The following is a 22885-nucleotide window of genomic DNA, read 5'->3' as shown; positions in this document are numbered from 1 at the left end:
GAGTCCGACCAATGGCGACCGACATCTACAGCAAGACCTCTGCATCGCGTGGGCCCGGCAGTCCGACGGTCGTCGGGTTCCACGAGCCGGACACGGGCAGTTGCCAGTATATCTGCATCGACGACGCGACAGGCAAATGCGCGCTGATCGATGTGGTGCAGCAGTTCGATCCGAAATCCTTTGGCACGCGGTTCGATCACGCCCAGTGGGCGCTGGACTATATCGCGGACCACGGGCTGACGCTGGAATGGATCCTGGACACGCATCCGCATGCCGACCATTTCATCGCGGCGGCCTGGCTCAAGGACAAGACGGGTGTGCAGACGGCCATCGGTGAAAAGGTCCGCGACATCGCGGTTCTCTGGCGGGACTACTACAACCTGCCGGACGGATTCCCGATTGATCCGCATTTCGATCATCTGTTTGCCGAGGGCGATACATTCCGGATCGGTGATCTGGAGGTCGGTGTCATGCTGTCACCGGGTCATACGCTGGGGTCGATTACCTATGTCGTGGGCGATGCGGTATTCGCCCATGACACGCTGATGCAGCCGGATGCGGGGTCATCGCGGGCCGATTTCCCCGGCGGTTCGGCGTCCGAGATTTATGACAGCATCATGCGCATCCTCGACCGCCCGGATGACCACCGCATCTTTGTCGGCCACGACTACGGCACCAAGTCCCGTGACCTGCCCAGCTGGGAAAGCACGGTCGGCGAACAAAAGACGCAGAACATCCACCTTGGCGGGGGCGTGTCCAAGGCGGATTTCGTGGCACTGCGCGAGGCGCGCGATGCCACGCTGGCGCTGCCCAACCGGATGCTGGCCGCACTTCAGGTCAATCTGCGTGACGGGCGCATGCCCGACCCGGAACCGGACGGACACAGCTATCTGAAAATGCCGGTCAACAAGTTCTGAATGGGAGGAGAAACCATCATGGAAATCAACAAGCTAGATAGCGCAGTATCGGCCAGTCCGCAGGTCGTCCCCACCGATATGGCCCAGATCAGGGCTGCGGGTTTCAGGTCGATCATCTGCAACCGCCCCGATGGCGAGGGACCCGATCAACCGGGGTTTGCCGAAATCGAACAGGCCGCGCGTGACGCAGGCATCGTTGCCCGCTATGTGCCTGTCACGGCAGGCCAGATCAGTGATGCGGATGTGGCGGATTTCAGCGCGGCACTCGCGGATCTGCCGGGGCCCGTGCTGGCCTATTGCCGGTCCGGCACCCGGTCCGCGACCCTGTGGTCCTTTCACGAGGCGGGAACGCGACCCATGCCCGACATTCTGGCCGCGACCAAAGCGGCAGGTTATGACATGAACGGTGTGGCCCGCCGGATCGCGAACGGTGGCCGGACGCCGACCGACACGGGCGACGCCAGCTATGACGTGGTGATCGTGGGGGCAGGGGCAGGCGGTATTTCTGTGGCCGCAAGCCTCAAGTCGCGCAAACCCGATTTGCAGATCGCCGTGATCGACCCCGCGGATGTGCATTACTACCAGCCCGGCTGGACCATGGTCGGCGGAGGCATATTCGACGCACAGCAGACGGCCAGGACCATGGGATCGCTGATCCCGCGTGGTGTCACCTGGATCAAATCCGCCGTCGCCGCCTTTGAGCCGGCCAGCAACGCGGTCATCCTCGAGGGATGCCGGGTCGTGAAATATGACCGTCTGGTGGTATGTCCCGGGCTGAAACTGGACTGGGATCAGGTCGCGGGGCTGAAGGATACGCTGGGGCGCAACGGCGTCACGTCGAACTACCGCTACGATCTGGCCCCCTATACCTGGCAGCTGGTGCAGGGGCTGAAACGGGGGCGCGCCATCTTTACCCAACCGCCGATGCCCATCAAATGTGCAGGTGCGCCGCAAAAGGCGATGTATCTGTCGGGCGACGCCTGGTTCCGCAACGGCACGCTGGGCAATATCGACATCCAGTTCATGAACGCGGGTGGCGTCCTGTTCGGGGTCAAGGATTACGTGCCGGCGCTGATGAAATACGTCGATAAATACGATGCGACGCTGAATTTCTTTCACAACCTGATCGCGATCGACGGGCCGGCCAAAACCGCAACCTTCCGCGTGGCAAAGCCCGACACGGAAGCCACAGAGGTGACGGTCGATTTCGACATGATCCATGTCTGTCCGCCGCAGGTGGCCCCGGATTTCATCCGCGTCTCACCTCTGGCGGATGCAGCAGGCTGGGTGGACGTGGATCAGGCCACGCTGCGACACAAGCAATACGACAACATCTGGGCGCTGGGCGATGTGATGAATGCCCCCAATGCCAAGACGGCGGCAGCCGCGCGCAAACAGGCCCCCACGGTCGCCGAAAATATCGTCGCCGATCTGCATGGGCGGTCCGCTGTCGCACAATACGACGGCTATGGCTCTTGCCCATTGACCGTCGAACGCGGCAAGATCGTGCTTGCGGAATTCGGTTATGGCGGTGTTCTCAAGCCCAGTTTTCCATCTGTCCTGCTGGACGGGACCAAACCCACGCGTGCGGCCTGGTTCCTCAAGGAACGGATGCTGCCGCCGATCTACTGGCAGGGCATGCTGCGCGGCAAGGAATGGATGGCAAAGCCTGAACCGCTGAACGCCGTCGCGAAATAGCGCATCCATGCGCTGTGCGGGGCGCACCACGCGCGCGCGCCCCGTGCATTTTTCTGGTCCTGCTGGCAAGGTGCCGGGCAGGGCCGATTTTCGATACCCCAAGCTGATTGATTGACCGATGAACCTGCGCCGATACCTGCCCATCCTCGACTGGGGTCTCACCTATGATCGCGGGGCATTTTCCAACGATATGGTGGCCGCGGTCATCGTGACGATCATGCTGATCCCGCAATCGCTGGCCTATGCCCTGCTGGCAGGATTGCCGCCAGAGGCGGGCATCTATGCCTCGATTGCGCCAATCATCCTGTATGCCATCTTTGGGACCAGCCGCGCGCTGGCGGTGGGTCCGGTGGCGGTGGTGTCGTTGCTGACCGCCAGCGCCATCGGTCAGGTGGCAGAACAGGGGACGGCGGGCTATGCGGTTGCCGCGCTGACACTGGCGTTCCTGTCTGGCGGGTTCCTGATGCTGCTGGGCGTGCTGCGTCTGGGCTTTCTGGCCAATTTCCTCAGCCACCCGGTGATCGCGGGGTTCATCACCGCCTCTGGCATCCTGATCGCCGCGAGCCAGCTCAAGCATATCCTCGGGATCAGCGCGCAGGGCCATACCCTGCCGGAAATCCTGATGCAGCTGTGGGAAAATCTGGGGCAGACCAACTGGATCACCGTGGTCCTTGGCATGCTGGCGACGGGTTTCCTGTTCTGGGTGCGCAAGGGGCTGAAACCGCTGATGCGCAGGCTGGGTGCCACGCCGACCGTCGCGGATTTCGCGACCAAGGCAGGACCTGTGGCCGCGGTCGTGGCCACGACCCTGTCGGTCTGGCTGTTCGGCCTGGATGAACGCGGCGTCAAGATCGTGGGCAGCGTCCCGCAAAGCCTGCCGCCGCTGACCATGCCGGGGCTGTCGCCGGACCTGATACAGGCGCTGCTGATCCCCGCGATCCTGATTTCGGTCATCGGTTTTGTGGAATCCGTTTCAGTCGCACAGACACTGGCCGCAAAAAAGCGGCAGCGCATCGACCCCGATCAGGAATTGATCGGACTGGGTGCTGCCAATATCGGTGCGGCCTTTACCGGCGGCTATCCCGTGACAGGTGGTTTTTCGCGGTCCGTGGTGAATTATGACGCAGGGGCAGAAACGCCTGCGGCCGGGGCCTATACGGCCGTCGGTCTGGCGATTGCCGCCATGGCATTGACACCGCTGGTTTATTTTCTGCCAAACGCCACGCTGGCCGCGACCATCATCGTGGCGGTTCTCAGCCTTGTGGATTTCTCGATCCTGAAAAAGACCTGGGATTACTCCGCGTCCGATTTCGTGGCGGTGGCGGTGACGATCCTGCTGACCCTGCTGATGGGAGTCGAGATCGGTGTGGCCTCTGGCGTGGTGATTTCGGTGTTGCTGCATCTGTACAAGACCTCGCGCCCGCATGTGGCAGAGGTTGGCCTGGTGCCGGGCACCCAACATTTCCGCAACATCCATCGCCACAACGTCGAAACCGATCCAAAGGTCGTCACCCTGCGCGTCGACGAAAGCCTGTATTTCATCAATGCGCGGTTTCTCGAGGAACTGGTGCAGTCCCGCGTGACCGAGGGATGCGAGATCGAACATGTGATCTTGATGTTCTCGGCGGTGAACGAGGTTGATTTTTCCGCACTCGAAAGCCTGGAGGCGATCAACCTGCGCCTGTCGGACATGGGGGTCGGGCTGCACCTGTCAGAGGTCAAGGGTCCGGTTCTGGACCGGCTGCGGCAGTCGCACCTGCTGGACGTGCTCAACGGCGAGGTTTTCTTGTCCCAGTTTGATGCCTGGCAGTCCCTGCTGCCTCGGACCCGGACGACCTGACCCCGGGGGCGCGGCACGCAGGCCTTGCGGTCTGATTGAGCGTTTTCATTGGTCCCGGTGCGGGCTAGATGCAGGTCGAACCCAAGAGGAGAGACCGCGATGCGTCAGATCACAACCGTTTTGCTGGCGATGCTGCTAGCGCCCGCCGCCACCGCCGAGACATTGTATTTTTCCGCCATTCCCGACGATGATGAATCGCGGCTGGTGGAACGGTTCAGCGCCGTAGCCGACTATCTGTCGGACACGCTGGATGTCGAGGTGCAATATATCCCGGTCAAGAGCTATGCCGCCGCCGTCACGGCCTTTGCCAACGACCAGATCCAGCTGGGCTGGTTCGGTGGCCTGTCAGGCGTGCAGGCCCGTATCGCTGTGCCGGGTTCGCGCGCGATTGCACAGGGCGACGAGGACGAGACATTCGTCAGCTACTTTATCGCCAACACGGACACCGGCCTGACCCTGACGGACGACTTCCCGGATCTTGCGGGGCGCAGTTTCACCTTTGGGGCCGAAACCTCGACCTCGGGGCGGTTGATGCCGGAATTCTGGATCCGCGAGGAAACCGGTCAGGCCCCCGCCGATCTGTTCGGCAGCGTAGGCTATTCCGGCGACCACGGTCAGACGCTGCGGCTGGTGGCGTCGGGTGCCTATGAGGTCGGTGCGCTGAACTATTCCGTCTATGACACGGCCGTGGCCGAAGGTGCCCCCGAGGCGGCCCGGACCACGATCATCTGGGAAACACCGCCCTATCCCGACTACAACTGGACGATCCGCGGCGATGTGGACGCGCGCTTTGGGGATGGTTTTGCGGACCGGGTGCAGGCGGCATTGATCGGCATGGATGACCCTGCGCTGCTTGCGTCGTTCCCGCGCACCCGGTTTATCGCGGCGGATGATGCGCTGTATCAGCCCATCGCGGATACCGCGCGCGCGCTGGATCTGATCGACTGATGACCGCACCGCTGGTCGCCCTCACGGACCATAGCCTGGGCTGGGGTGGGCGGCCGGTCCTGACAGGCGTCACGTTGCAGGTCGCACCGGGCGAGCGGGTCGCATTGCTGGGCCGCAGCGGTGTGGGCAAGAGCACCTTGCTGGCCGCATTGCACGACCGGGTTGCGGGACGTGCGGCGCTGGTGCCGCAGGACCACGGCCTCGTGGGCAGTCTGAGCGTTTTTCACAACCTCTGGATGGGTGTGCTGGATGATTTCGGCACGGCCCGGAATCTGCGCACCCTGATCTGGCCTATGCGCGCGGAGCGGGCGCGGGTCGAACATGTGCTGGATATCGTGGGCCTGTCGGGTCTGGGCCGACGCCCGGTGTCGCAATTGTCGGGTGGGCAGCGTCAGCGCGTGGCGCTGGGGCGGGCGTTGCTGCGTGGCGGCGACGTGGTGCTGGGCGACGAACCTGTCACCGCATTGGACCCCGCACAGGGGGCCGCATTGCTGGGACGGCTGACGACGGAATTTGCCACGATGATCCTGACCTTGCATGACGTCGATCAGGCGTTGCGGGTGGCGACGCGGATCATCGGCCTGCGACAGGGGGCCGTCGTGATCGACGCGGCCACGGATGATCTGTCGGAACCCGAACTTCTGGCGCTTTACCGATGATCCGGCGGCGGCACGTCCTTGCGGGGTTTGCTGCCGCGACGATCCTTGCGTTGATGCTGGCTGATCTGCGGTCTGCGCGCACCGATCCGTGGTTGACGCTGGCCGCCATCGGGCGCGGCCTGCTGTCCCCCGATTTCAGCGACCCTGCAGGACTGGCCTGGGCCACGGCGCTGACCGTGGCATTTGCATTCTGCGGTGTCGCACTGGGGGCGGTGTCGGGTCTGTTGCTTGCACCATTCTACCGGCTGCGTCCTGTCAGAGGCCTGTGCATCAGCCTGCGCGCCGTACACGAGCTGTTCTGGGCGCTGCTGCTGTTCAGTGTCACGGGCCTGTCGCCGCTGACAGGCGTGCTGGCCATCGGCATTCCTTACGCGGGCATCTTTGCCAAGGTATTTTCGGAATACCTCGACGATGCGCCGGGCAGGGCGCCCGTGCCGCAGGTCGTGCCTGTCCTGACGCGCCTGTTGTGGGTGCGCCTGCCGCAGGTCCTGCCACAAATGCGGACCTATACGCTCTACCGGATGGAATGCGGGCTGCGGTCCTCGGCGGTACTTGGGTTCATCGGGTTGCCGACGCTGGGGTTCCGGCTGGAAACGGCGTTCAAACAGGCTCAGTACGGCGAGGCGGTCGCCGTTCTGGCGCTGTTTCTGGCATTGATCCTGCCGCTGCGCATCTGGATGGTCTGGCGGCTGGTGCCGCTGTTTCTGATCGCCTCGGGTGCCGCGTTGATGAGGGTGGACGCGCCGCCCATGGGCAGCGGCGCATTGATGCGGTTCCTGACCGGCATCGTGCCAGCACCGCTGCGCACGGGTGCCGATTGGGGGCCTTGGCTGGATACGGTGTTCGTCGCGCAGGCCTGGCCGGGGGCCATCGCCACGCTGGTGCTGTCGCAGATCGCGCTGGCCGCGGCTGCCTTGCTGGCGGCGGCGGCCTTTCCAGCGATCGTTTCGGGGGTCGTTGGGCGGGCGGGGTCCTATGCAGGGCATGCGGTGCTGGTCGTGCTGCGGTCGATCCCGGATTACATGCTGGCCTTTGTCCTGCTGCAGATCCTGGGGCCGTCGATGCTGCCTGCCGCCCTGGCGCTGGGCCTGCACAACGGGGCCATCATTGCGCATCTGCTGGGCCGCGAGGCGCAGAGCCTGCCGCAACGGGCCGACGCGCCGCGCGGGCTGGTCCTGTGGGCCTGGGACCTGCTGCCACGCCTGTCGGCGTCATTCTGGGCGCTGTGTCTGTACCGATGGGAAATCATCCTGCGGGACAGTGCGATCATGGGTCTGCTGGGGATCGGCACGCTGGGTTTTTATATCCAGACCAACGTGCAGACCCTGCGCATGGACCGGGTGCTGGCGCTGCTGGCGGTGTCGGTCCTGCTGACCTTGCTGATCGACACGCTATCGCGCCGCCTGCGCCGTGCAATGCGCGACGGTCCGGCCTTGCGGATCGAAGGGCGGCGCGTCTAATCGCTTTCGCCCGTGCCGCAGACGCTATAGGCGTGCGGCAACATGAACCTATGGGGTCCATCATGGCGCAGAACGCAACCATCTACAAAGTCGAGCTGTCGGTCTCCGACATGGACCGGCACTATTACGAAACCCACAAGCTGACGATTGCCAAACACCCGTCCGAAACGGACGAGAGGATGATGGTGCGGCTACTGGCCTTTGCGCTGAACGCCCATGAGCAGCTGGAAATGACCAAGGGTCTGTCGGCTGACGACGAACCCGACATCTGGCAAAAGAGCCTGAGCGGCGTGCTGGATCTGTGGGTGGCCCTCGGCCTGCCCAGCGACAAGGTCGTGCGCCAGTCCTGCGCCAAGGCAGGCAAGGTCGTGATCTATACCTATGGTGGTCGCCCGGCAGAGGTGTGGTGGGAAAAGATCCAGAACAGCACCACGCGGTTCGACAACCTGACGGTCGTAAATCTGCCAGAGGCCGACACCGCAGCCCTGGCCGCGCTGGCCAGCCGTGCCATGCGATTGCAGGTGAATGTGCAGGATGGGGACGTGATGGTCAGCATCGACGATGCTGTGGTCTATGTCACACCGCAAGACTGGAAATCCGCGGCGTGATCCTTTGGGGCCGGCGGAGGAGGCCGGCCCCTGGGAGGATCAGAGCAGTTTCTTGCGCAGAGCGGAGGCGATGACCTCGCCTGCAATGACCAGTGCGAGGATCGTCAGCAGCACCATCGAGACCTCTTGCCACTGAAAGGTGTCGATCGCGCCTTGCAGGATGATCCCGATGCCACCGGCACCCACCAGTCCCAGCACGGTGGATTCGCGCAGGTTGATGTCCCAGCGCAGGATGCTGATGGCAAAGAACGCGGGCATGACCTGTGGCACGATCCCGTACAGGACCACGCGGAACCGCGATGCGCCGCAGGCCTGAAGCGCCTCGACCGGGGCAGGGTCGATTTCCTCGATCGCCTCGCCCAGCAGCTTGCCCAGAAACCCGATGGACCGGAACATGATCGCGATGATGCCTGCGATGATGCCAGGGCCAAAGATGGCGACGAACAACAGCGCCCAGATGATCGTGTTGACCGACCGCGACGACACCAGAATGAACCGCCCGATCCACAGGCATACGACGTTGGGCGTGGTGTTCTGCGCTGAAATCAATGCGACAGGCAAAGACAGCACGACCGCGATCATCGTGGCGATGGTGGCGATGTTGATGGTCTCCCATGTCGCCCAGAGGATGGATTCCAGATTGGTGGGGTCCGGCGGCACCATGCGGGTGAACAGGTCCGCCAGCTGCACCGGCGCATCCCAGACCCATTCCCAGATCACATCAATGCTGCCCAGCGCCCATGTGACCAGCAGTGCCACGCCGAAAAAGGCACCATAGCGTTTCATGCGCTGTGCGGGCGTATAGCGCGCCCAGTCCATCGTCATGTCCTGCGTCATGTCATGTTCTTTCTGATCTTGCCGCTGACGGCCTCGGAAATCAGGATCGCACCCACGATGACCATCGTGATCGCGAGGGCGAAATCGTAGTCATAGCGTCCGAATGCATTGGCCAGCGTCGATCCGATGCCACCGGCCCCCACGATCCCCACCACGGCAGAGGCGCGCAGGTTGCTGTCCAGCTGATAGATGCCAAGCCCCACGAGACGCGGCATGATCTGCGGGACGATGGCATAGACCATGGTGACCAGGTAGGGGGCCCCCACGGACCGCAGCGCCTCGACCTGGCCGAAATCGATTTCTTCGATCCGTTCGGCCAGCAGTTTTGCGACAAAGCCGATGGAATAGATGGTCAGCGTCAGCGCACCCGCCAGCGGACCAAAGCCCACCGCCTTGACAAAGATGATGGCCACGATGACCGGGTGAAAGCTGCGCGCGAGGATGAACACGCCGCGCCCCACGAAATAGACGGGTTTGGGCGCGATGTTGCGCGCCGCCATGAACGCCAGCGGCACCGACAGGACAAGGCCCAGCACGGTGGCCAGAATGGCGATCTTGAGGCTTTCCATGAACCCGGTGATCATCAGGTCGGACCGGGCGAAACTGGGCGGAAAGGCCCCGCTAAAGATCCGGCCCGCACGGGTCAGACCTTCGGATGCGCGTTCCCAGTCGATCGGCAATGTGGCGATGGTGCCAATCAGATAGGCCGCCAAGGCGATGTAGAAGGCCCAGCGCAGGACGGGCGAGGCGATGAACGGCGGTTTGCGCCATGTGGTCGGCGTGGTCATGCGGCCGCACCCATGTCCTGACGATCCTGTGACGGTGTGCCCGCATAGATTTCATCCATCTGCGCGGCGTCCAGTGCGGCGGGTTTGTCGTCAAAGATGATCCGCCCGTAGCGCATGCCGACGATACGGTCGCTGAATTCCTTGGCCTCGGTCACGTTGTGGATGTTGATGATGACGGGCAGGTTCAGTTCATTGGCCAGATCGCGCAACAGCGACATGATCTGTTCCGATGTCTTTGGGTCAAGAGAGGCCGTCGGTTCATCGGCCAGCAGGATTTCGGGGCGTTGCATCAGTGCCCGCACCACGCCGACGCGCTGGCGTTCGCCGCCCGACAGTTCGTCTGCCCGCTTGTTTGCGTATTGTGCGATGCCCACGCGTTCCATCAGTTCGAACGCGCGTTCGATATCGGCCGCCGGATAGCGGCGGGTGACGGCAGCCCATGTCGAGATGTAGCCCAGCCGCCCCGACTGGACGTTTTCCATCACAGTCAGCCGGTCAACCAGATTGAAGCTCTGGAACACCATGCCGACGCGGCGGCGGGCGCGGCGCAGGTCCTTGGGCCCCAGTGTCGTCATCTCGGTGCCGTTCAGCGTGATCGTCCCCGAGGTGGGTTCCACCAGCCTGTTGATACAGCGCAAAAGCGTGCTCTTGCCCGCGCCTGACGATCCGATGATCGACATCAGTTGTTCGCCCTGTACCGACAGGTTCAGGTCTTTCAGGACAGGCGCACCTTTCCCGTACCTTTTCACAAGGTTGTTGATTTCCAGCATATGGCCTCTCAGTCGCGGTGCTGCCCCGGCGGGATGGCCGGGGCAGTCGGGCAGGGGATTTATTCGGCAGCCAGACCCTGCGGCGTGTATTCCACACCGTTGGACGCCTGAATTTCACGGATCACGGCCCATTGGTCCTGATAGGTGATCGGGATGAACTTGCTCACCCCGTCGAATTCGTCGCCCAGGGCGGTGCCTTCGAATTCAAAGCTGAAAAACGCCTGTTTGATCGTTTCGGCCAGTGCCGGGTCCAGATCGTGCGCCAGCGTGAACGATGTCGTGGGGAAGGGATCGCTTTCCCAGATCATCCGGACCTCGGCGGGATCATACAGACCGCGTTCTGCCATGCGGTCCACGACCTCGGATGCGACGGGGGCGGCGTCATAATCGCCTGCAACCACGCCCAGCATGGATTGGTCGTGCGAGCCGGAGTAGATCACCTCGTAATCCTGATCGGGCACCACACCCAGACCGGGGAACAGAGCGCGCGGTGCCTGGTTGCCAGAGTTGGACGTGGGCGAGGTATGTGCCACCCGCTTGCCTGCCAGATCGGCCACGGTCTGAATGTCGGAATCGGCCTGTGTGAACACCTGCAACTTGTATCCGAACTGACCGTCCTCGGCCCCCATGATCGCAAAGGGCACGGCCCCTGCGAGGTTCACGGCAAAGGGCGTGGGTCCGGTCGAAAAGCCTGCGATATGCAGACGGCCCGAACGCATCGCCTCGACCTCGGCGGAATTGGACTGCACGGCAAAGAACTGCACGTCCTTGCCGGTTTCTGCCTCGAGATGCGCAATGAACGGTGCCCAGATGTCGGCATAGACCGCCGGGTCCTCGACCGGGGTATAGGCGAACACCAGCGTGTTGGGGTCGTTCAACAGCGCGGGATCGGTCGGCGTATCGGCCACCAGATCGCCGTTGGCGTCGCAATACAGCACGTCCAGCGCGCCACGCTCGGGGCAGTCCTGCGCTGCGACAGCCGAGGCTGAACCCAGCAGGGCAAGGCCAGCCGCCACGGCGGTCTGTGTGATTTTATAGGTCATCTGTCTCTCCCTTGAACAATCGCGATCCGTGGCGGGTCCTCCAACCTGGTGCCACGGCGACCCGGTCAGGCTACGCGTGCCAAAGCCGGAATGACCATGCGCGGTATGTTAACACAGCGTTACAGAATCCGCGTTTTGCGTTAACAATATTACAGCGGGCGCGTGCCGTCGTTTTGTCGTCTATACCTCGGGGCCTAATCGGGACAGGTTGCCCCCGTGCGGCGACATCAGGAGGATCGACGCAATGACGGCGATGCGACAACCGGACCCCAAACCCCCTGTGATCGCCATCGTGGATGACGACCACGAGGTGCGCGTGACCCTGTGCGCGCTCTTGGGTGAAAGCGGGTTTGAACCGGTACCTTGCGACGGCAGTGCCGCGTTCTTTGCCCTGGGCGATCCGCCGCCGGTCAACCTTGCGATCATTGATTTGCGCCTGCGCGGTGAATCCGGCCTGAACCTGGCCGTCCAGATCGGGGCCCGCTATGACATCCCCATCGTCATGCTGACCGGCATCGGCGACGAAAGCGACAAGATCATGGGGCTGGAAAACGGCGCTGACGATTACCTGATGAAACCGTTCAACCCGCGTGAACTGGTGGCGCGGATCAGGTCGGTGTTGCGCCGCTATGGGCATGGAACCCATCACGCGACCACGCAGCCGGAACATACGATCATCTTTGGAAACAAACGGATCGACACGCAGGCGCGGGTGCTGCTGAACGGTGACGGGCATGAGATACCGCTGACCAATGGCGAATACCGACTGCTGGAATATCTCGCGCGGAATCCGTCGCGGGTCATCTCGCGGCCTGAATTGCTGTCGGAACTGGGGTCGGACATGGAACGCTATGTGGACCGGACCATCGACGTCCTGATCCTGCGCCTGCGCCGCAAGATCGAGGATACCCCGTCCAAGCCACGGCACCTGCAGACCCGGCGTTCGCAGGGTTATTTCTTTGAATTGAACGCGGATTAGGGCGGTGCGGACGCGGTTGCGCAATCTGAGTGTCCGGTTCCGGCTGTCGGTCGCGATCCTGACGCTGTGTGCCGTGACGCTGGTCATTTCGGGGATCAGCCTGCTGATGCTGCGCAACGCGGAAAACTGGCTGGAAACCATCGACCGCGACACGCTGGCCGAGGTATCGCAGGCGTTGGACATTTCGCGCAATGCCGCAGACCTTGCGACCGCCGCTCCGTTTCTGTTGACGGTGCAGATGCCGTTTCAACGCAACTCGGACGCGCAGGCGATCGTGTCGACGATCGACCGGCTGGAGGCGCTGTCGGCCGATACGGCTGACCTCGCTCTGCCGCTGGCCCGGATGCGGGTGGCCATCGACCGTTTGCAGGGGCTGACGGCACCGCAAAACGCGTTGCGTGCCGATATCGCGCAGGTGGACATAAGGCTGACGCAATTGCAGGACCGTTTCACACGGCAGGCCAATGCGCCGGACCTCGCACCTGCGGATCGGTTGGAATGGGCAGCCCTTGGTCAGTTGACGGGCACCGCGCGCCAGGTCGCCCGGTCACAGAACATCATCGAGGTCGGTGAATTCAGCCGCCGTTTCCGGCAGAACCGGGCGGATATCCCCCAGGGCGCGATCGTGGCCCGCGGATTGGCCGAAGTGGATGCAGCCTTGCAAAGCCCGTCTGGCGACCTGTTTCAGTTGCAATACGGCTATCTGACGGCGGGTCTGGATGCGGAAAATGCCCTGTTTCGGATCAGGGAATTGTCGGACACCGTGAATGCCTATGCGGCAGGCCGGGTCGAGGCAGCACAGGATCGTCTGCGACAGGCACGCGCCCAGACCGCGCGGAACCTCGATGTTGCACAGATGGCCGTGGCGATCCTTGCCCTGCTCAGTGCGGGTGTCGCGGTGGTCTCGGCGCTATTCGTGTCGCGCTATGTCACCCGAAACCTGCGGGCGATCGCAGACGGCATGCACAGGCTGGCGCAGGGGGATCACGCGGCGACCCTGCCTGATCCGGGCGGGCCGCGGGACGAAATCGGCAGGCTGTTTCAGGCCTTTGGCGTGTTTCGGGCCAATGCACGCAATCTGGAACGGCGCACAGCCCAGATCACCCGGCAGAATACCCTGTTTGCCAGCGTGTTTCGCAACATTCAGGACGGTGTCGCGATCGTTGCGCCCGACGGTGTGATCGAGGCCGAGAATGATCAGGTCTGCGCGCTGCTGCATCTGCCGGACGATGTGCGCAAGTGCGCGCGGACCATGCCCGACCGGCTGGCGGCATCGGCCTTTGCCCAGGCCTGCGGCGACAACGACCGGGGCGGGTTCGAGGAATACACCAATCCCGCAGGCGACGTCCTGGAGGTGCGCAAGTCCCGGTTGCCCGATGGCCGCGCGGTCTGGCTGCTGTCCGAGACGACCGAACGCAAACGCATCGATGAACGGCTGGCGGAAATCCGGCGGGTGGAAACGCTGGGCAAGGTCACGGGCGAAGTCGCGCATGATTTCGGCAACATCCTGTCGACGATTTCGGGCAACCTGCATCTGTTGGAAACCACCACGCCCGCCACGGCCCCGGCGCATCTGGGGCGGATCAGGACCGCCGTGGATCTGGGCGTGTCACTGACCGAACGACTGGTGGCCTTCGCCCGCAAACAGCATCTCGCCCCCGAGGTGGTCGAGATCGGGTCACTGATCGAGGGCATGGTCGATCTGCTGGATATCGCGCTGCCCGACAGCGTGGACCTGCATTTGTCGCTGGCGGATGATCCGCTGCACGTCATGCTTGATCCCGGCCAATTGGAAAGCGCCGTCCTGAACGTCAGCATGAACGCGGCACAGGCCATTCCGGAGGCTGGACATATCTGGATCACCCTGCGCGCGCAGAATGGTCAGGCGGTCCTGTCGGTGCGCGATGACGGTCATGGCATGTCAGAGGAGACGCGCAGGCGCGCGGTCGAGCCGTTCTTTTCCGCGCGGCGTGACGGGGATGGCACGGGGCTGGGTCTGCCGATGGTCGATGGGTTCGTTTCGCAATCGGGCGGGACACTCGACATCAGTTCTGCGCTGGACCGTGGGACCGAAATCACCATCCGTTTTCCGCTGGCCTACGACATGCCGGCACCGGCCAAGGCGATCCATACCGGGGCCGCGCTTGTGGTGGACGACACCCCCGAGACCGCACGCGCATTGCATCAGGTTCTGCAGGGGCTGGGGTTCGAGGCCCTGGTGGCAACCCGGTTTGCGCAGGCGGCAGGCATCATTGCGGACAGACCCGATCTGGTGTTGATGGTGTCGGACCTGAACCTTGACCACGGACAGTCGGGCCTGGACCTGATCCGGTCGGTGCTGGCCGCAGGGCCGCGCGCGCGCGCCGTGCTGATGTCATCGCGTCTGCCTGCGGACCCTGCCGTGTCCCGGGCCGACAGGGACCGTCTGACGCTGCTGGCCAAACCGGTCACGGCCGATGCCCTGACCGATGCCGTTGCCCGCCTGCTGACCTGAGCCCACAAAAAAGGCCGGGCCGCATCGCTGCGGCCCGGCCCCTGTCTGCTGTCCCGGACCTTACTGCCAGGAGGCAATCAGCTCGTCATAGCTGACGGTCTGCGGTTCTTCGTCCTCGACCTCCAGTTTCGGCTTGGGTGCGCCAGCCTGTTCCAGCCAGTAGGATGCGTCCTGCGGCTCGTTCATGACCGGACCCAGATCACCTTGAATGCCGGACCGTTCGATCCGTTCCATCACGCTTTCCATGTCGGCACACAGCTGGTCCAGCGCCTCTTGCGAGGTTTTGGCACCGGACATGGCGTCACCGATGTTCTGCCACCACAGCTGCGCCAGCTTGGGGTAGTCGGGCACGTTGGTGCCGGTGGGCGACCATTGTGTCCGTGCGGGCGAGCGGTAGAATTCCACCAGACCGCCCAGCTTGTCGGCGCGTTCGGTGAAGTGGTCAGAGTTGATCGTGGACTCTCGAATGAACGTCAGGCCGACGTCGGCCTTTTTGACGTCCACGGTCATCGAGGTCACGAACTGCGCATAGAGCCATGCCGCCTTGGCGCGGTCCACCGGGGTTGATTGCATCAGCGTCCAGCTGCCCACGTCCTGATAACCGACCTTCATGCCCTCTTCCCAGTAGGCCCCGTGCGGGCTGGGGGCGAGGCGCCATTTCGGCGTGCCGTCCTCGTTCATGACCGCGTCCGATGCCACCAGCGGCGCGACAAAGGTCGTGTACATGAACATCTGCTGCGCGATGTTACCCTGACCGGGGACCGGACCGGCCTCGGAGAAGGTCATGCCGGCAGCGGAGGGCGGCGAATAGTTCTGGAGCCAGTTGATCGCCTTGTCCACGGCGTAGACCGCAGCAGGAGAGTTCGTTGCACCACCGCGTTCGACACAGGCACCCACGGGCTGCGAGTTTTCGTTGACGCGGATCCCCCATTCGTCGACCGGCAGGCCGTTGGGTTCACCCACATCGCCCATCCCGGCCATGGACATCCACGCGTCGGTGTAGCGCCAGCCGAGGCTGGGGTCTTTCTTGCCGTAGTCCATGTTGCCATAGACCTCGACGCCGTCGATCTCGCGGCCGGTAAAGAATTCCGCGATATCCTCATACGCGGCCCAGTTCACGGGAACGCCCAGATCATAGCCGTAGGTCTCGCGGAAGTCGGCCTGGATTTCCGGATCGTTGAACCAATCGTAGCGGAACCAGTAAAGGTTCGCGAACTGCTGGTCGGGCAGCTGGTACAGTTTGCCATCGGGAGCGGTGGTGAACTGCAGACCGATGAAATCGTCCAGGTTCAGCGTGGGCGATGTGACGTCCGCACCTTCGCCGGCCATCCAGTCGGTCAGGTTGCGCACCTGCTGATAGCGCCAGTGGGTGCCGATCAGGTCGGAATCGTTGACAAAGGCGTCATAGATGTTTTCGCCCGACTGCATCTGCGTTTGCAGTTTCTCGACAACGTCGCCTTCGCCGATCAGGTCGTGGGTCACGTTGATGCCGGTGATGGCGGAAAACGCGGGTGCCAGCACCTGGGATTCGTATTCATGCGTCGTGATCGTTTCGGACACGACGTTGATCGACATGCCCTGGAACGGTGCGGCGGCGTCCACGAACCACTGCATTTCCGCCTCTTGTTCGGCGCGGGTCAGGGTCGAGACGTCACCGATTTCCGCATCCAGAAATTCGATGGCAGCCGCCATGTCGGCCCATGCCGGCTGTGTCATGGCAAGTGCCAGTCCCAGCGCGGTCGAGGATTTCAATAGAACGTTCATTTTAGGTTTCCTCCCATAAGTTCGAACGTTGGTTATCCATCCCGATCGGCTGGGATGGGGTTTGACGTGGTCTAGACCCAGCGGAATACCGCAGCGGCAAAGACCAGACAGACGATCAGCGCGTATGGCTGGGGCCCAAGCCCCAGACCCAACCACGCCAGATTGAGAAATGCAGACCCCAGAAGCGTGATGAACAAACGGTCACCGCGCGTGGTCTCGATCCGTAGCACACCCTTGCGGGGTGTTTCGGGAAATTTGATCGCAAGCACGGTAAAGGTCACCAGCAGCGTTGCGATCACGATAAAGAACGTGGCCGTGGGCCAGGTCCATGCCATCCAGTCAAGCATGATAGGTTCCTCTCAAGGCGCGCATCACACCCGCCCCAGGGCAAAGCCCTTGGCGATGTAGTTGCGTACGAAATAGATGACCAAGGCACCGGGCACGATGGTCAGGACACCGGCGGCGGCCAGCACGCCCCAGTCGACCCCGGCGGCGCCCACGGTGCGGGTCATGGTGGCGGCGATCGGTTTTGCATCCACGGATGTCAGTGTCCGGCTCAGCAGCAGTTCCACCCAAGAGAACATGAAACAGAAAAACGCAGCCACCCCGATGCCGCTGGCGATCAGCGGGGTGAAAATCTTGATGAAAAACGCCGGGAACGAATAGCCGTCGATATAGGCGGTCTCGTCGATTTCCTTGGGCACGCCGCGCATGAATCCCTCAAGGATCCAAACAGCCAGCGGCACGTTGAACAGGCAATGCGCCAGCGCCACGGCGATATGTGTGTCGAACAGTCCGATGGACGAATAGAGCTGAAAGAACGGCAGCGCGAAAACGGCAGGCGGGGCCATGCGGTTCGTCAGCAACCAAAAGAACAGGTGCTTGTCCCCCATGAAGCTGTAGCGGCTGAAGGCATAGGCCGCGGGCAGGGCGACGGCGAGGCTGATCGCCGTATTCAACACAACGTAGATCAGCGAATTGACGTAGCCCATGTACCAGCTGGAATCCGTCAGGATCAGCGCATAATTGGCGAATGTCAGGTCACGCGGCCACAGGCTGAACGAGCCGAGGATTTCAGAGTTCGTCTTGAGGCTCATGTTCAGCAGCCAATAGATCGGCAGCATCAGGAACAGCAGATACAGACCCATCACCACCGCACTGCCCGACGGGCGGAACCGGCGCTGCGCGGTGCGGGGTTTTTCGATGGTCATCGCGTCATCGGTCTGGGCGACGCTTGGCATGGTTGTGTCGGTCATCATTTGCCATCCCGGTTATCTAAGGTCGTCATGACGGTGTAGAACACCCATGAAATCGCGAGGATCACGAGGAAATACATCAGGCTGAACGCCGCCGCCGGGCCCAGGTCGAATTGACCCAGCGCCATTTTCACCAGGTCGATCGACAAGAAGGTCGTGGCATTGCCCGGACCGCCACCGGTGACGACGAATGGTTCGGTGTAGATCATGAAGCTGTCCATGAACCGCAACAGGATCGCGATCATCAGCACGCCCGCCATCTTGGGCAGTTCGATATAGCGGAACACGGCCCAGCGGCTGGCCTGATCGATCTTGGCGGCCTGATAATAGGCGTCAGGGATGGACCGCAGGCCCGCATAGGCCAGAAGCGCCACCAGCGACGTCCAGTGCCAGACGTCCATGACGATCACCGTGATCCAGGCGTCCAGCGTGTCTTGGGTATAGTTGTAGTCGATCCCCAGCGCATCCAGCGTGTAGCCCAGCAGCCCGATATCGACCCGGCCAAAGATCTGCCAGATCGTGCCGACGACGTTCCACGGGATCAGCAGCGGCAGTGACATCACGACCAGACAGAATGAGGCCCAAAACCCCTTTTTCGGCATGTTGAGCGCGACAAGGATGCCCAGCGGCACCTCGATCGCCAGAATGATGCCAGAGAACAACAACTGACGGCCCAATGCGTCCCACATCCGGTCCGAATGCAGCATATCATCGAACCAATCGAGGCCCGCCCAGAAAAACTGGTTGTTCCCGAATGTGTCCTGCACCGAATAGTTCACCACTGTCATCAGCGGGATCACGGCGGAAAACGCGACAAGGATCAGCACGGGCAGGATCAGGAACCACGCCTTTTGATTGACGGTCTTGTTCATGCGGCAGCCCCCTGCGGTGTGACGCGCCAGTCGTCGGCGTAGACGTTGATGCCCTCGGGCGCGAATGTGATGCGGTTGGTGTCTGCGGGAATTTCGAACCCTTCGGGAGCGACGGCGTTGATCGTCTGGCCGCCGACGTCCAGCCGGATGATCTTGTGCCGGCCCACGTCCTCGACCCGGCGCACGGATGCCGGGATGCCCGCATCGCCCGACGACAGCTGGATGAATTCCGGGCGCACCCCGATCTGGGTGCGACCCGCAGCGGCATAGCTGCCCCCCAGTGGCACGGTCACGTCACCGATGCGCGCCTGTGCGCCGTCGATCTGCGCATCAAACAGGTTCATGCCGGGCGAGCCGATGAAATAGCCGACAAAGGTATGCGCCGGGCGTTCGAACAATTCCTGCGGGGTACCGATCTGGACGACGCGACCGTCGTACATCACCACGACCTTGTCCGCGAATGTCAGCGCCTCGGTCTGGTCGTGGGTCACGTAGATCATCGTGTGACCGAAATCCTGATGCAGCTTTTTCAGCTGCGTGCGCAACTCCCATTTCATGTGGGGGTCGATCACGGTCAGCGGTTCGTCGAACAGCAGCGCGTTCACATCCTCGCGGACCATGCCCCGCCCGAGAGAGATCTTTTGTTTGGCATCCGCCGTCAGGCCGCGCGCCTTGTGATCCAGCTGGGCCTCCATGTCGATCATGGCGGCGACCTTCTGGACGCGGCGGGCGATTTCGGCCGCATCCATCCCGCGGTTTTTCAACGGAAAGGCCAGGTTCTGGCGCACCGACATCGTGTCGTAGACCACCGGAAACTGAAAGACCTGCGCGATGTTGCGATCCGCTGTCGGGGCGGTCGTCACGTCGCGCCCGTCAAACAGCACACGCCCCTGACTGGGGATCAGCAGGCCCGAAATGATGTTCAACAGCGTGGATTTGCCACAACCGGACGATCCCAGCAGGGCGTAGGCCTCGCCGTCGACCCAGTCGTGGTTCAGCGCCTTGAGCGCGAAATCGGCCTCGGTCTGCGGGTTGGGCAGGTAGGAATGAGCGAGGTTATCAAGCGTGATCTTGGCCATGCTACGCGGCCTCCGCATAGGGGGCCGTGGCGACCAGTGCACCATCCTGCGCGAACAGATAGACGCGGGATGGATCAAGGTAGACGGGCAGGGCCTGCCCCGGTGTCAGGTCGCGGATGCCGTGGATCAGTCCGACCCAGGCAGCACCATGATGGGACAGATGCACAAAGGTTTCGGACCCGGTGATTTCCATGACCGACAGCCTGGTGTCGAAACGGATGCTGTCCGGTCCGGCCTCCAGTGTCAGGTGATTGGGGCGGAACCCCAGCTGATAGGTGCCGTCGGCGGCTGTGATGCGGCCTGCGGGCATGGTTTCGTTCTGACCGAAATGCAGCGTGTCGCCGCGTTTTTCGACCGTCAGGAAATTCATCGGTGGGTCGGAAAACACCCGCGCCGTCGTCGCATCTTGCGGGTTGCGGTACACCTGCGCGGTCGGGCCGAATTGCGTCACGCGGCCTTCCCACAGGGTGGCGCAGTTGCCACCCAACAGCAGCGCTTCTTCGGGTTCGGTCGTTGCATAGACAAAGATCGACCCGGATTCCGCAAAGATGCGCGGGATTTCCGCGCGCAATTCCTCGCGCAGTTTGTAGTCGAGGTTGGCCAGCGGTTCGTCCAGCAGGACCAGACCTGCGTTTTTCACCAAGGCCCGCGCCAGCGCGCAGCGTTGCTGCTGGCCGCCCGACAGTTCCAGCGGCTTGCGGTCCAGCATGGGCGTCAGCTGCATCAGCTCTGCCGTGTCGCGCACGCGGCGGTCGATTTCGGATTTCGCCAGCCCCATCAGTTTCATGGGCGAGGCGATGTTGTCGTAAACGCTCATCGCGGGATAGTTGATGAACTGCTGGTAAACCATCGCGATCTGACGGTCCTGCACGCGCACGCCGGTGACATCGGTCCCGTTCCAGCGGATCCGGCCTTGGGTCGGCACGTCCAGCCCGGCCATCAGGCGCATCAACGTGGTCTTGCCCGCCGAGGTCGGCCCCAGCAGCACGTTCATCGTGCCCTTTTCCAAGGTCAGGTCAGTCGGATGGATATAGGTCTGAGCGCCGACCACATGGCTGACGCTGTCAAGTTCCAGTGTCATGCGATGTCCTTCAATTGCTGGCGGCGGTCGGTCATATAGGCGTCAAGTGCGGCTGTATCGGTGTCGCGCAGACCCAGTTTGCTGCGGCGAAACAGGATGTCCTCGGCGGTGCGGGCGTATTCGCGGGTCATCAGCCAATCGACCTCTGCGGCTGTCAGCGTGGCACCGAACGCAGGCCCAAGGTCTGCTGCGCTGGCGGCATCGCCCAGGATCAGCTGTGCATCGGTGCCATAGGCGCGGATCAGGCGGGTGGCCCAGCGATCGTCCAGAAACGGGTAGGCATTGCGCAGGGTCGCGATCTGGCGATCCACGTCACCGACCGGAAAATCGCCACCGGGCAGCGGTACGCCTGCGGTCCAAGGACCCTGTGCCACGTCCAGCCGCTGGCCGATCTTTTCCAGCGCGCTTTCGGCCAGGCGGCGGTAGGTCGTGATCTTGCCGCCAAAGATGTTCAGCGCGGGCGCACCTGCGCTGTCGTCCAGTTTCAGCGTATAGTCGCGGGTCGCTGCCGTGGCGGAACTGGCCCCTTCGTCGAACAGCGGGCGTACACCGGAATAGGACCAGACGATGTCCTTGGTGGAAATCGGGTCACGCAGATAGGCGTTCACGAAATCGATCATGTATTGTTTTTCAGCAGGCGTGCAGACGGGACGTGCAGACAGGTCATCGTGTTCCTGGTCGGTTGTGCCGATCAGGGTGAAATCCGTCTCGTAGGGGATGGCGAACATGATGCGCCCGTCGGTCCCCTGAAAGAAATAGCATTTGTCGTGGTCAAAGAGGCGTTTGGTCACGATATGGCTGCCCCGCACCAGCCGCACGTCGTCCTGGCTGTTGGACCCGATCTGCTGTCGCAGGATCTGACCCACCCAGGGACCGCCTGCATTGACGACCATCCGTGCACGGATCACGCGCTGGTGGCCTGTTTCGGTGTCCTGCATCGTCACCGACCACAGTCCGTCCTGCACCTTGGCCGACATCACCTTGGTCCGGGTCAGCACCTGCGCGCCGCGCAGTTCCGCGTCGCGCGCGTTCAGCACCACCAGTCGCGAATCCTCGACCCAGCAATCGCTGTATTCATAGGCCTTGGCGAAACGCGGGTTCAGCGGCGCGCCCTCTGGTCCGCGGGTCAGGTCCAGCGTTTTCGTCCCCGGCAGGATCTGGCGTCCGCCCAGGTTGTCATAGAGGAACAGACCCAGTCGGATCAGCCAGGCGGGGCGGCGTCCGCGCATCCATGGCATGACACGCGACAGGATTTTCGACGTCGGTGTGTCGCTGTCGAACCGCATGTCGGCGTGGTAGGGCAGCACAAACCGCATCGGCCAGCTGATGTGCGGCATCGCCCGCAGCAGTGTTTCACGTTCCAACAACGCCTCGCGGACCAGCCGGAATTCAAAGAATTCCAGATAGCGCAATCCGCCGTGAAACAGTTTGGTCGACGCAGAGGAGGTCGCAGAGGCAAGGTCCGACATCTCGGCCAGGGTGACGGTCAGGCCGCGCCCCGCCGCATCACGCGCAATCCCACAGCCATTGATGCCACCGCCGATGACCAGCAGGTCGCGGATCTCGCGATCGTTCGCCAAAGTGAATCCCCCCAAATTCCTGCGTTCAGCATTGCAAGGGCGTGCAGAAAAGAAAAGATATTTTTTCGGTTATTTTCGTTTTTGCGGAAATGCGCATGTTAGAAGCCGGTTTCGGGACGAATTTCGCGCGTTTCGTCGTGTTTTCGACAATCACAGGTGCGGTATGGGATGGGCGATGTTCGGTTTTCCTGTCATATTGCAAGAAAAGCCAT

The 22885-nt window shown here is 62.6% G+C and carries 20 protein-coding genes; 9 read left to right on the top strand and 11 right to left on the bottom strand.

What is annotated here, in order from left to right:
- Positions 1 to 11 precede the first annotated feature (11 nt).
- From AN189_RS08255 to AN189_RS08225, 7 genes are all read left to right on the top strand, one after another.
- The gene (locus AN189_RS08255) at positions 12 to 917 is read left to right on the top strand and encodes an MBL fold metallo-hydrolase (RefSeq protein WP_056033879.1); all 906 of its coding nucleotides are present in this window, start codon (positions 12 to 14) and stop codon (positions 915 to 917) included.
- Between the two features lie 18 nt (positions 918 to 935).
- Positions 936 to 2615: a bifunctional protein tyrosine phosphatase family protein/NAD(P)/FAD-dependent oxidoreductase gene (locus AN189_RS08250; RefSeq protein WP_056034266.1), complete on the top strand. Its 1680-nt coding sequence runs from the start codon at positions 936 to 938 to the stop codon at positions 2613 to 2615.
- A 118-nt stretch (positions 2616 to 2733) separates the two neighbouring features.
- Entirely contained in the window at positions 2734 to 4455 is a 1722-nt protein-coding gene (locus AN189_RS08245; protein WP_056033877.1) for a SulP family inorganic anion transporter, read from the top strand.
- 99 nt (positions 4456 to 4554) lie between these two features.
- Complete coding sequence (locus AN189_RS08240) at positions 4555 to 5403, top strand: putative selenate ABC transporter substrate-binding protein (RefSeq protein ID WP_056033874.1); 849 nt, start codon at positions 4555 to 4557, stop codon at positions 5401 to 5403.
- Entirely contained in the window at positions 5403 to 6062 is a 660-nt protein-coding gene (locus AN189_RS08235) for an ATP-binding cassette domain-containing protein (protein WP_056033871.1), read from the top strand. The genes AN189_RS08240 and AN189_RS08235 overlap by 1 nt, the downstream gene beginning before the upstream one ends.
- Positions 6059 to 7522, top strand: a complete 1464-nt coding sequence (locus AN189_RS08230; RefSeq protein ID WP_056033869.1) for an ABC transporter permease — start codon at positions 6059 to 6061, stop codon at positions 7520 to 7522. The genes AN189_RS08235 and AN189_RS08230 overlap by 4 nt, the downstream gene beginning before the upstream one ends.
- Positions 7523 to 7584: 62 nt before the next feature.
- Positions 7585 to 8130, top strand: coding sequence for a YaeQ family protein (locus AN189_RS08225; protein WP_056034263.1), 546 nt, complete (start codon positions 7585 to 7587; stop codon positions 8128 to 8130).
- Between the two features lie 39 nt (positions 8131 to 8169).
- Here AN189_RS08225 and phnE (AN189_RS08220) read toward each other — a convergent pair whose 3' ends face one another.
- The 4 genes from phnE (AN189_RS08220) to phnD are packed head-to-tail and all read right to left on the bottom strand — an operon-like array spanning position 8170 to position 11568.
- Positions 8170 to 8967: a phosphonate ABC transporter, permease protein PhnE gene (phnE, locus tag AN189_RS08220; protein ID WP_056033865.1), complete on the bottom strand. Its 798-nt coding sequence runs from the start codon at positions 8965 to 8967 to the stop codon at positions 8170 to 8172.
- Positions 8964 to 9755, bottom strand: a complete 792-nt coding sequence (phnE, locus tag AN189_RS08215; protein WP_056033862.1) for a phosphonate ABC transporter, permease protein PhnE — start codon at positions 9753 to 9755, stop codon at positions 8964 to 8966. Before phnE (AN189_RS08215) ends, phnE (AN189_RS08220) begins: the two co-directional genes overlap by 4 nt.
- Complete coding sequence (phnC, locus tag AN189_RS08210) at positions 9752 to 10525, bottom strand: phosphonate ABC transporter ATP-binding protein (RefSeq protein ID WP_056033858.1); 774 nt, start codon at positions 10523 to 10525, stop codon at positions 9752 to 9754. Before phnC ends, phnE (AN189_RS08215) begins: the two co-directional genes overlap by 4 nt.
- Positions 10526 to 10584: 59 nt before the next feature.
- Complete coding sequence (gene phnD, locus AN189_RS08205) at positions 10585 to 11568, bottom strand: phosphate/phosphite/phosphonate ABC transporter substrate-binding protein (RefSeq protein WP_056033855.1); 984 nt, start codon at positions 11566 to 11568, stop codon at positions 10585 to 10587.
- A 253-nt stretch (positions 11569 to 11821) separates the two neighbouring features.
- Between phnD and AN189_RS08200 the strand changes: the two genes are divergently transcribed.
- Together AN189_RS08200 and AN189_RS08195 are read left to right on the top strand one after the other, a co-directional pair.
- Positions 11822 to 12547 (top strand): winged helix-turn-helix domain-containing protein, encoded by a 726-nt coding sequence (locus tag AN189_RS08200; RefSeq protein ID WP_056034261.1) that lies wholly within the window; start codon positions 11822 to 11824, stop codon positions 12545 to 12547.
- A 4-nt stretch (positions 12548 to 12551) separates the two neighbouring features.
- The gene (locus tag AN189_RS08195; RefSeq protein WP_056033852.1) at positions 12552 to 15041 is read left to right on the top strand and encodes an ATP-binding protein; all 2490 of its coding nucleotides are present in this window, start codon (positions 12552 to 12554) and stop codon (positions 15039 to 15041) included.
- 60 nt (positions 15042 to 15101) lie between these two features.
- On the opposite strand, the gene AN189_RS08190 is transcribed toward AN189_RS08195, so the two are convergent.
- From AN189_RS08190 to glpD, 7 genes are all read right to left on the bottom strand, one after another.
- Complete coding sequence (locus tag AN189_RS08190; protein WP_172794884.1) at positions 15102 to 16805, bottom strand: ABC transporter substrate-binding protein; 1704 nt, start codon at positions 16803 to 16805, stop codon at positions 15102 to 15104.
- Positions 16806 to 16876: 71 nt separating this feature from the next.
- Positions 16877 to 17152 carry a DUF2160 domain-containing protein gene (locus AN189_RS08185; protein WP_056033849.1) on the bottom strand — a complete coding sequence of 92 codons (276 nt, stop codon included), beginning with the start codon at positions 17150 to 17152 and terminating at the stop codon, positions 16877 to 16879.
- 24 nt (positions 17153 to 17176) lie between these two features.
- Positions 17177 to 18016 (bottom strand): carbohydrate ABC transporter permease, encoded by an 840-nt coding sequence (locus AN189_RS08180; RefSeq protein ID WP_056034256.1) that lies wholly within the window; start codon positions 18014 to 18016, stop codon positions 17177 to 17179.
- 44 nt (positions 18017 to 18060) lie between these two features.
- Positions 18061 to 18933 (bottom strand): carbohydrate ABC transporter permease, encoded by an 873-nt coding sequence (locus tag AN189_RS08175; protein WP_056033848.1) that lies wholly within the window; start codon positions 18931 to 18933, stop codon positions 18061 to 18063.
- Positions 18930 to 20012: an ABC transporter ATP-binding protein gene (locus AN189_RS08170; RefSeq protein WP_056033845.1), complete on the bottom strand. Its 1083-nt coding sequence runs from the start codon at positions 20010 to 20012 to the stop codon at positions 18930 to 18932. The genes AN189_RS08175 and AN189_RS08170 overlap by 4 nt, the downstream gene beginning before the upstream one ends.
- 1 nt (position 20013) lies before the next feature.
- The gene (locus AN189_RS08165) at positions 20014 to 21093 is read right to left on the bottom strand and encodes an ABC transporter ATP-binding protein (RefSeq protein WP_056033841.1); all 1080 of its coding nucleotides are present in this window, start codon (positions 21091 to 21093) and stop codon (positions 20014 to 20016) included.
- The gene (glpD, locus tag AN189_RS08160) at positions 21090 to 22673 is read right to left on the bottom strand and encodes a glycerol-3-phosphate dehydrogenase (protein WP_056033837.1); all 1584 of its coding nucleotides are present in this window, start codon (positions 22671 to 22673) and stop codon (positions 21090 to 21092) included. Before glpD ends, AN189_RS08165 begins: the two co-directional genes overlap by 4 nt.
- Positions 22674 to 22885: the final 212 nt, after the last annotated feature.

Source organism: Loktanella sp. 3ANDIMAR09, assembly GCF_001420005.1.
GTDB lineage: Bacteria > Pseudomonadota > Alphaproteobacteria > Rhodobacterales > Rhodobacteraceae > Loktanella.
The sequence above is the reverse complement of the archived record's forward strand: the minus strand, read 5'-3'. Positions and strand labels throughout refer to the sequence as shown.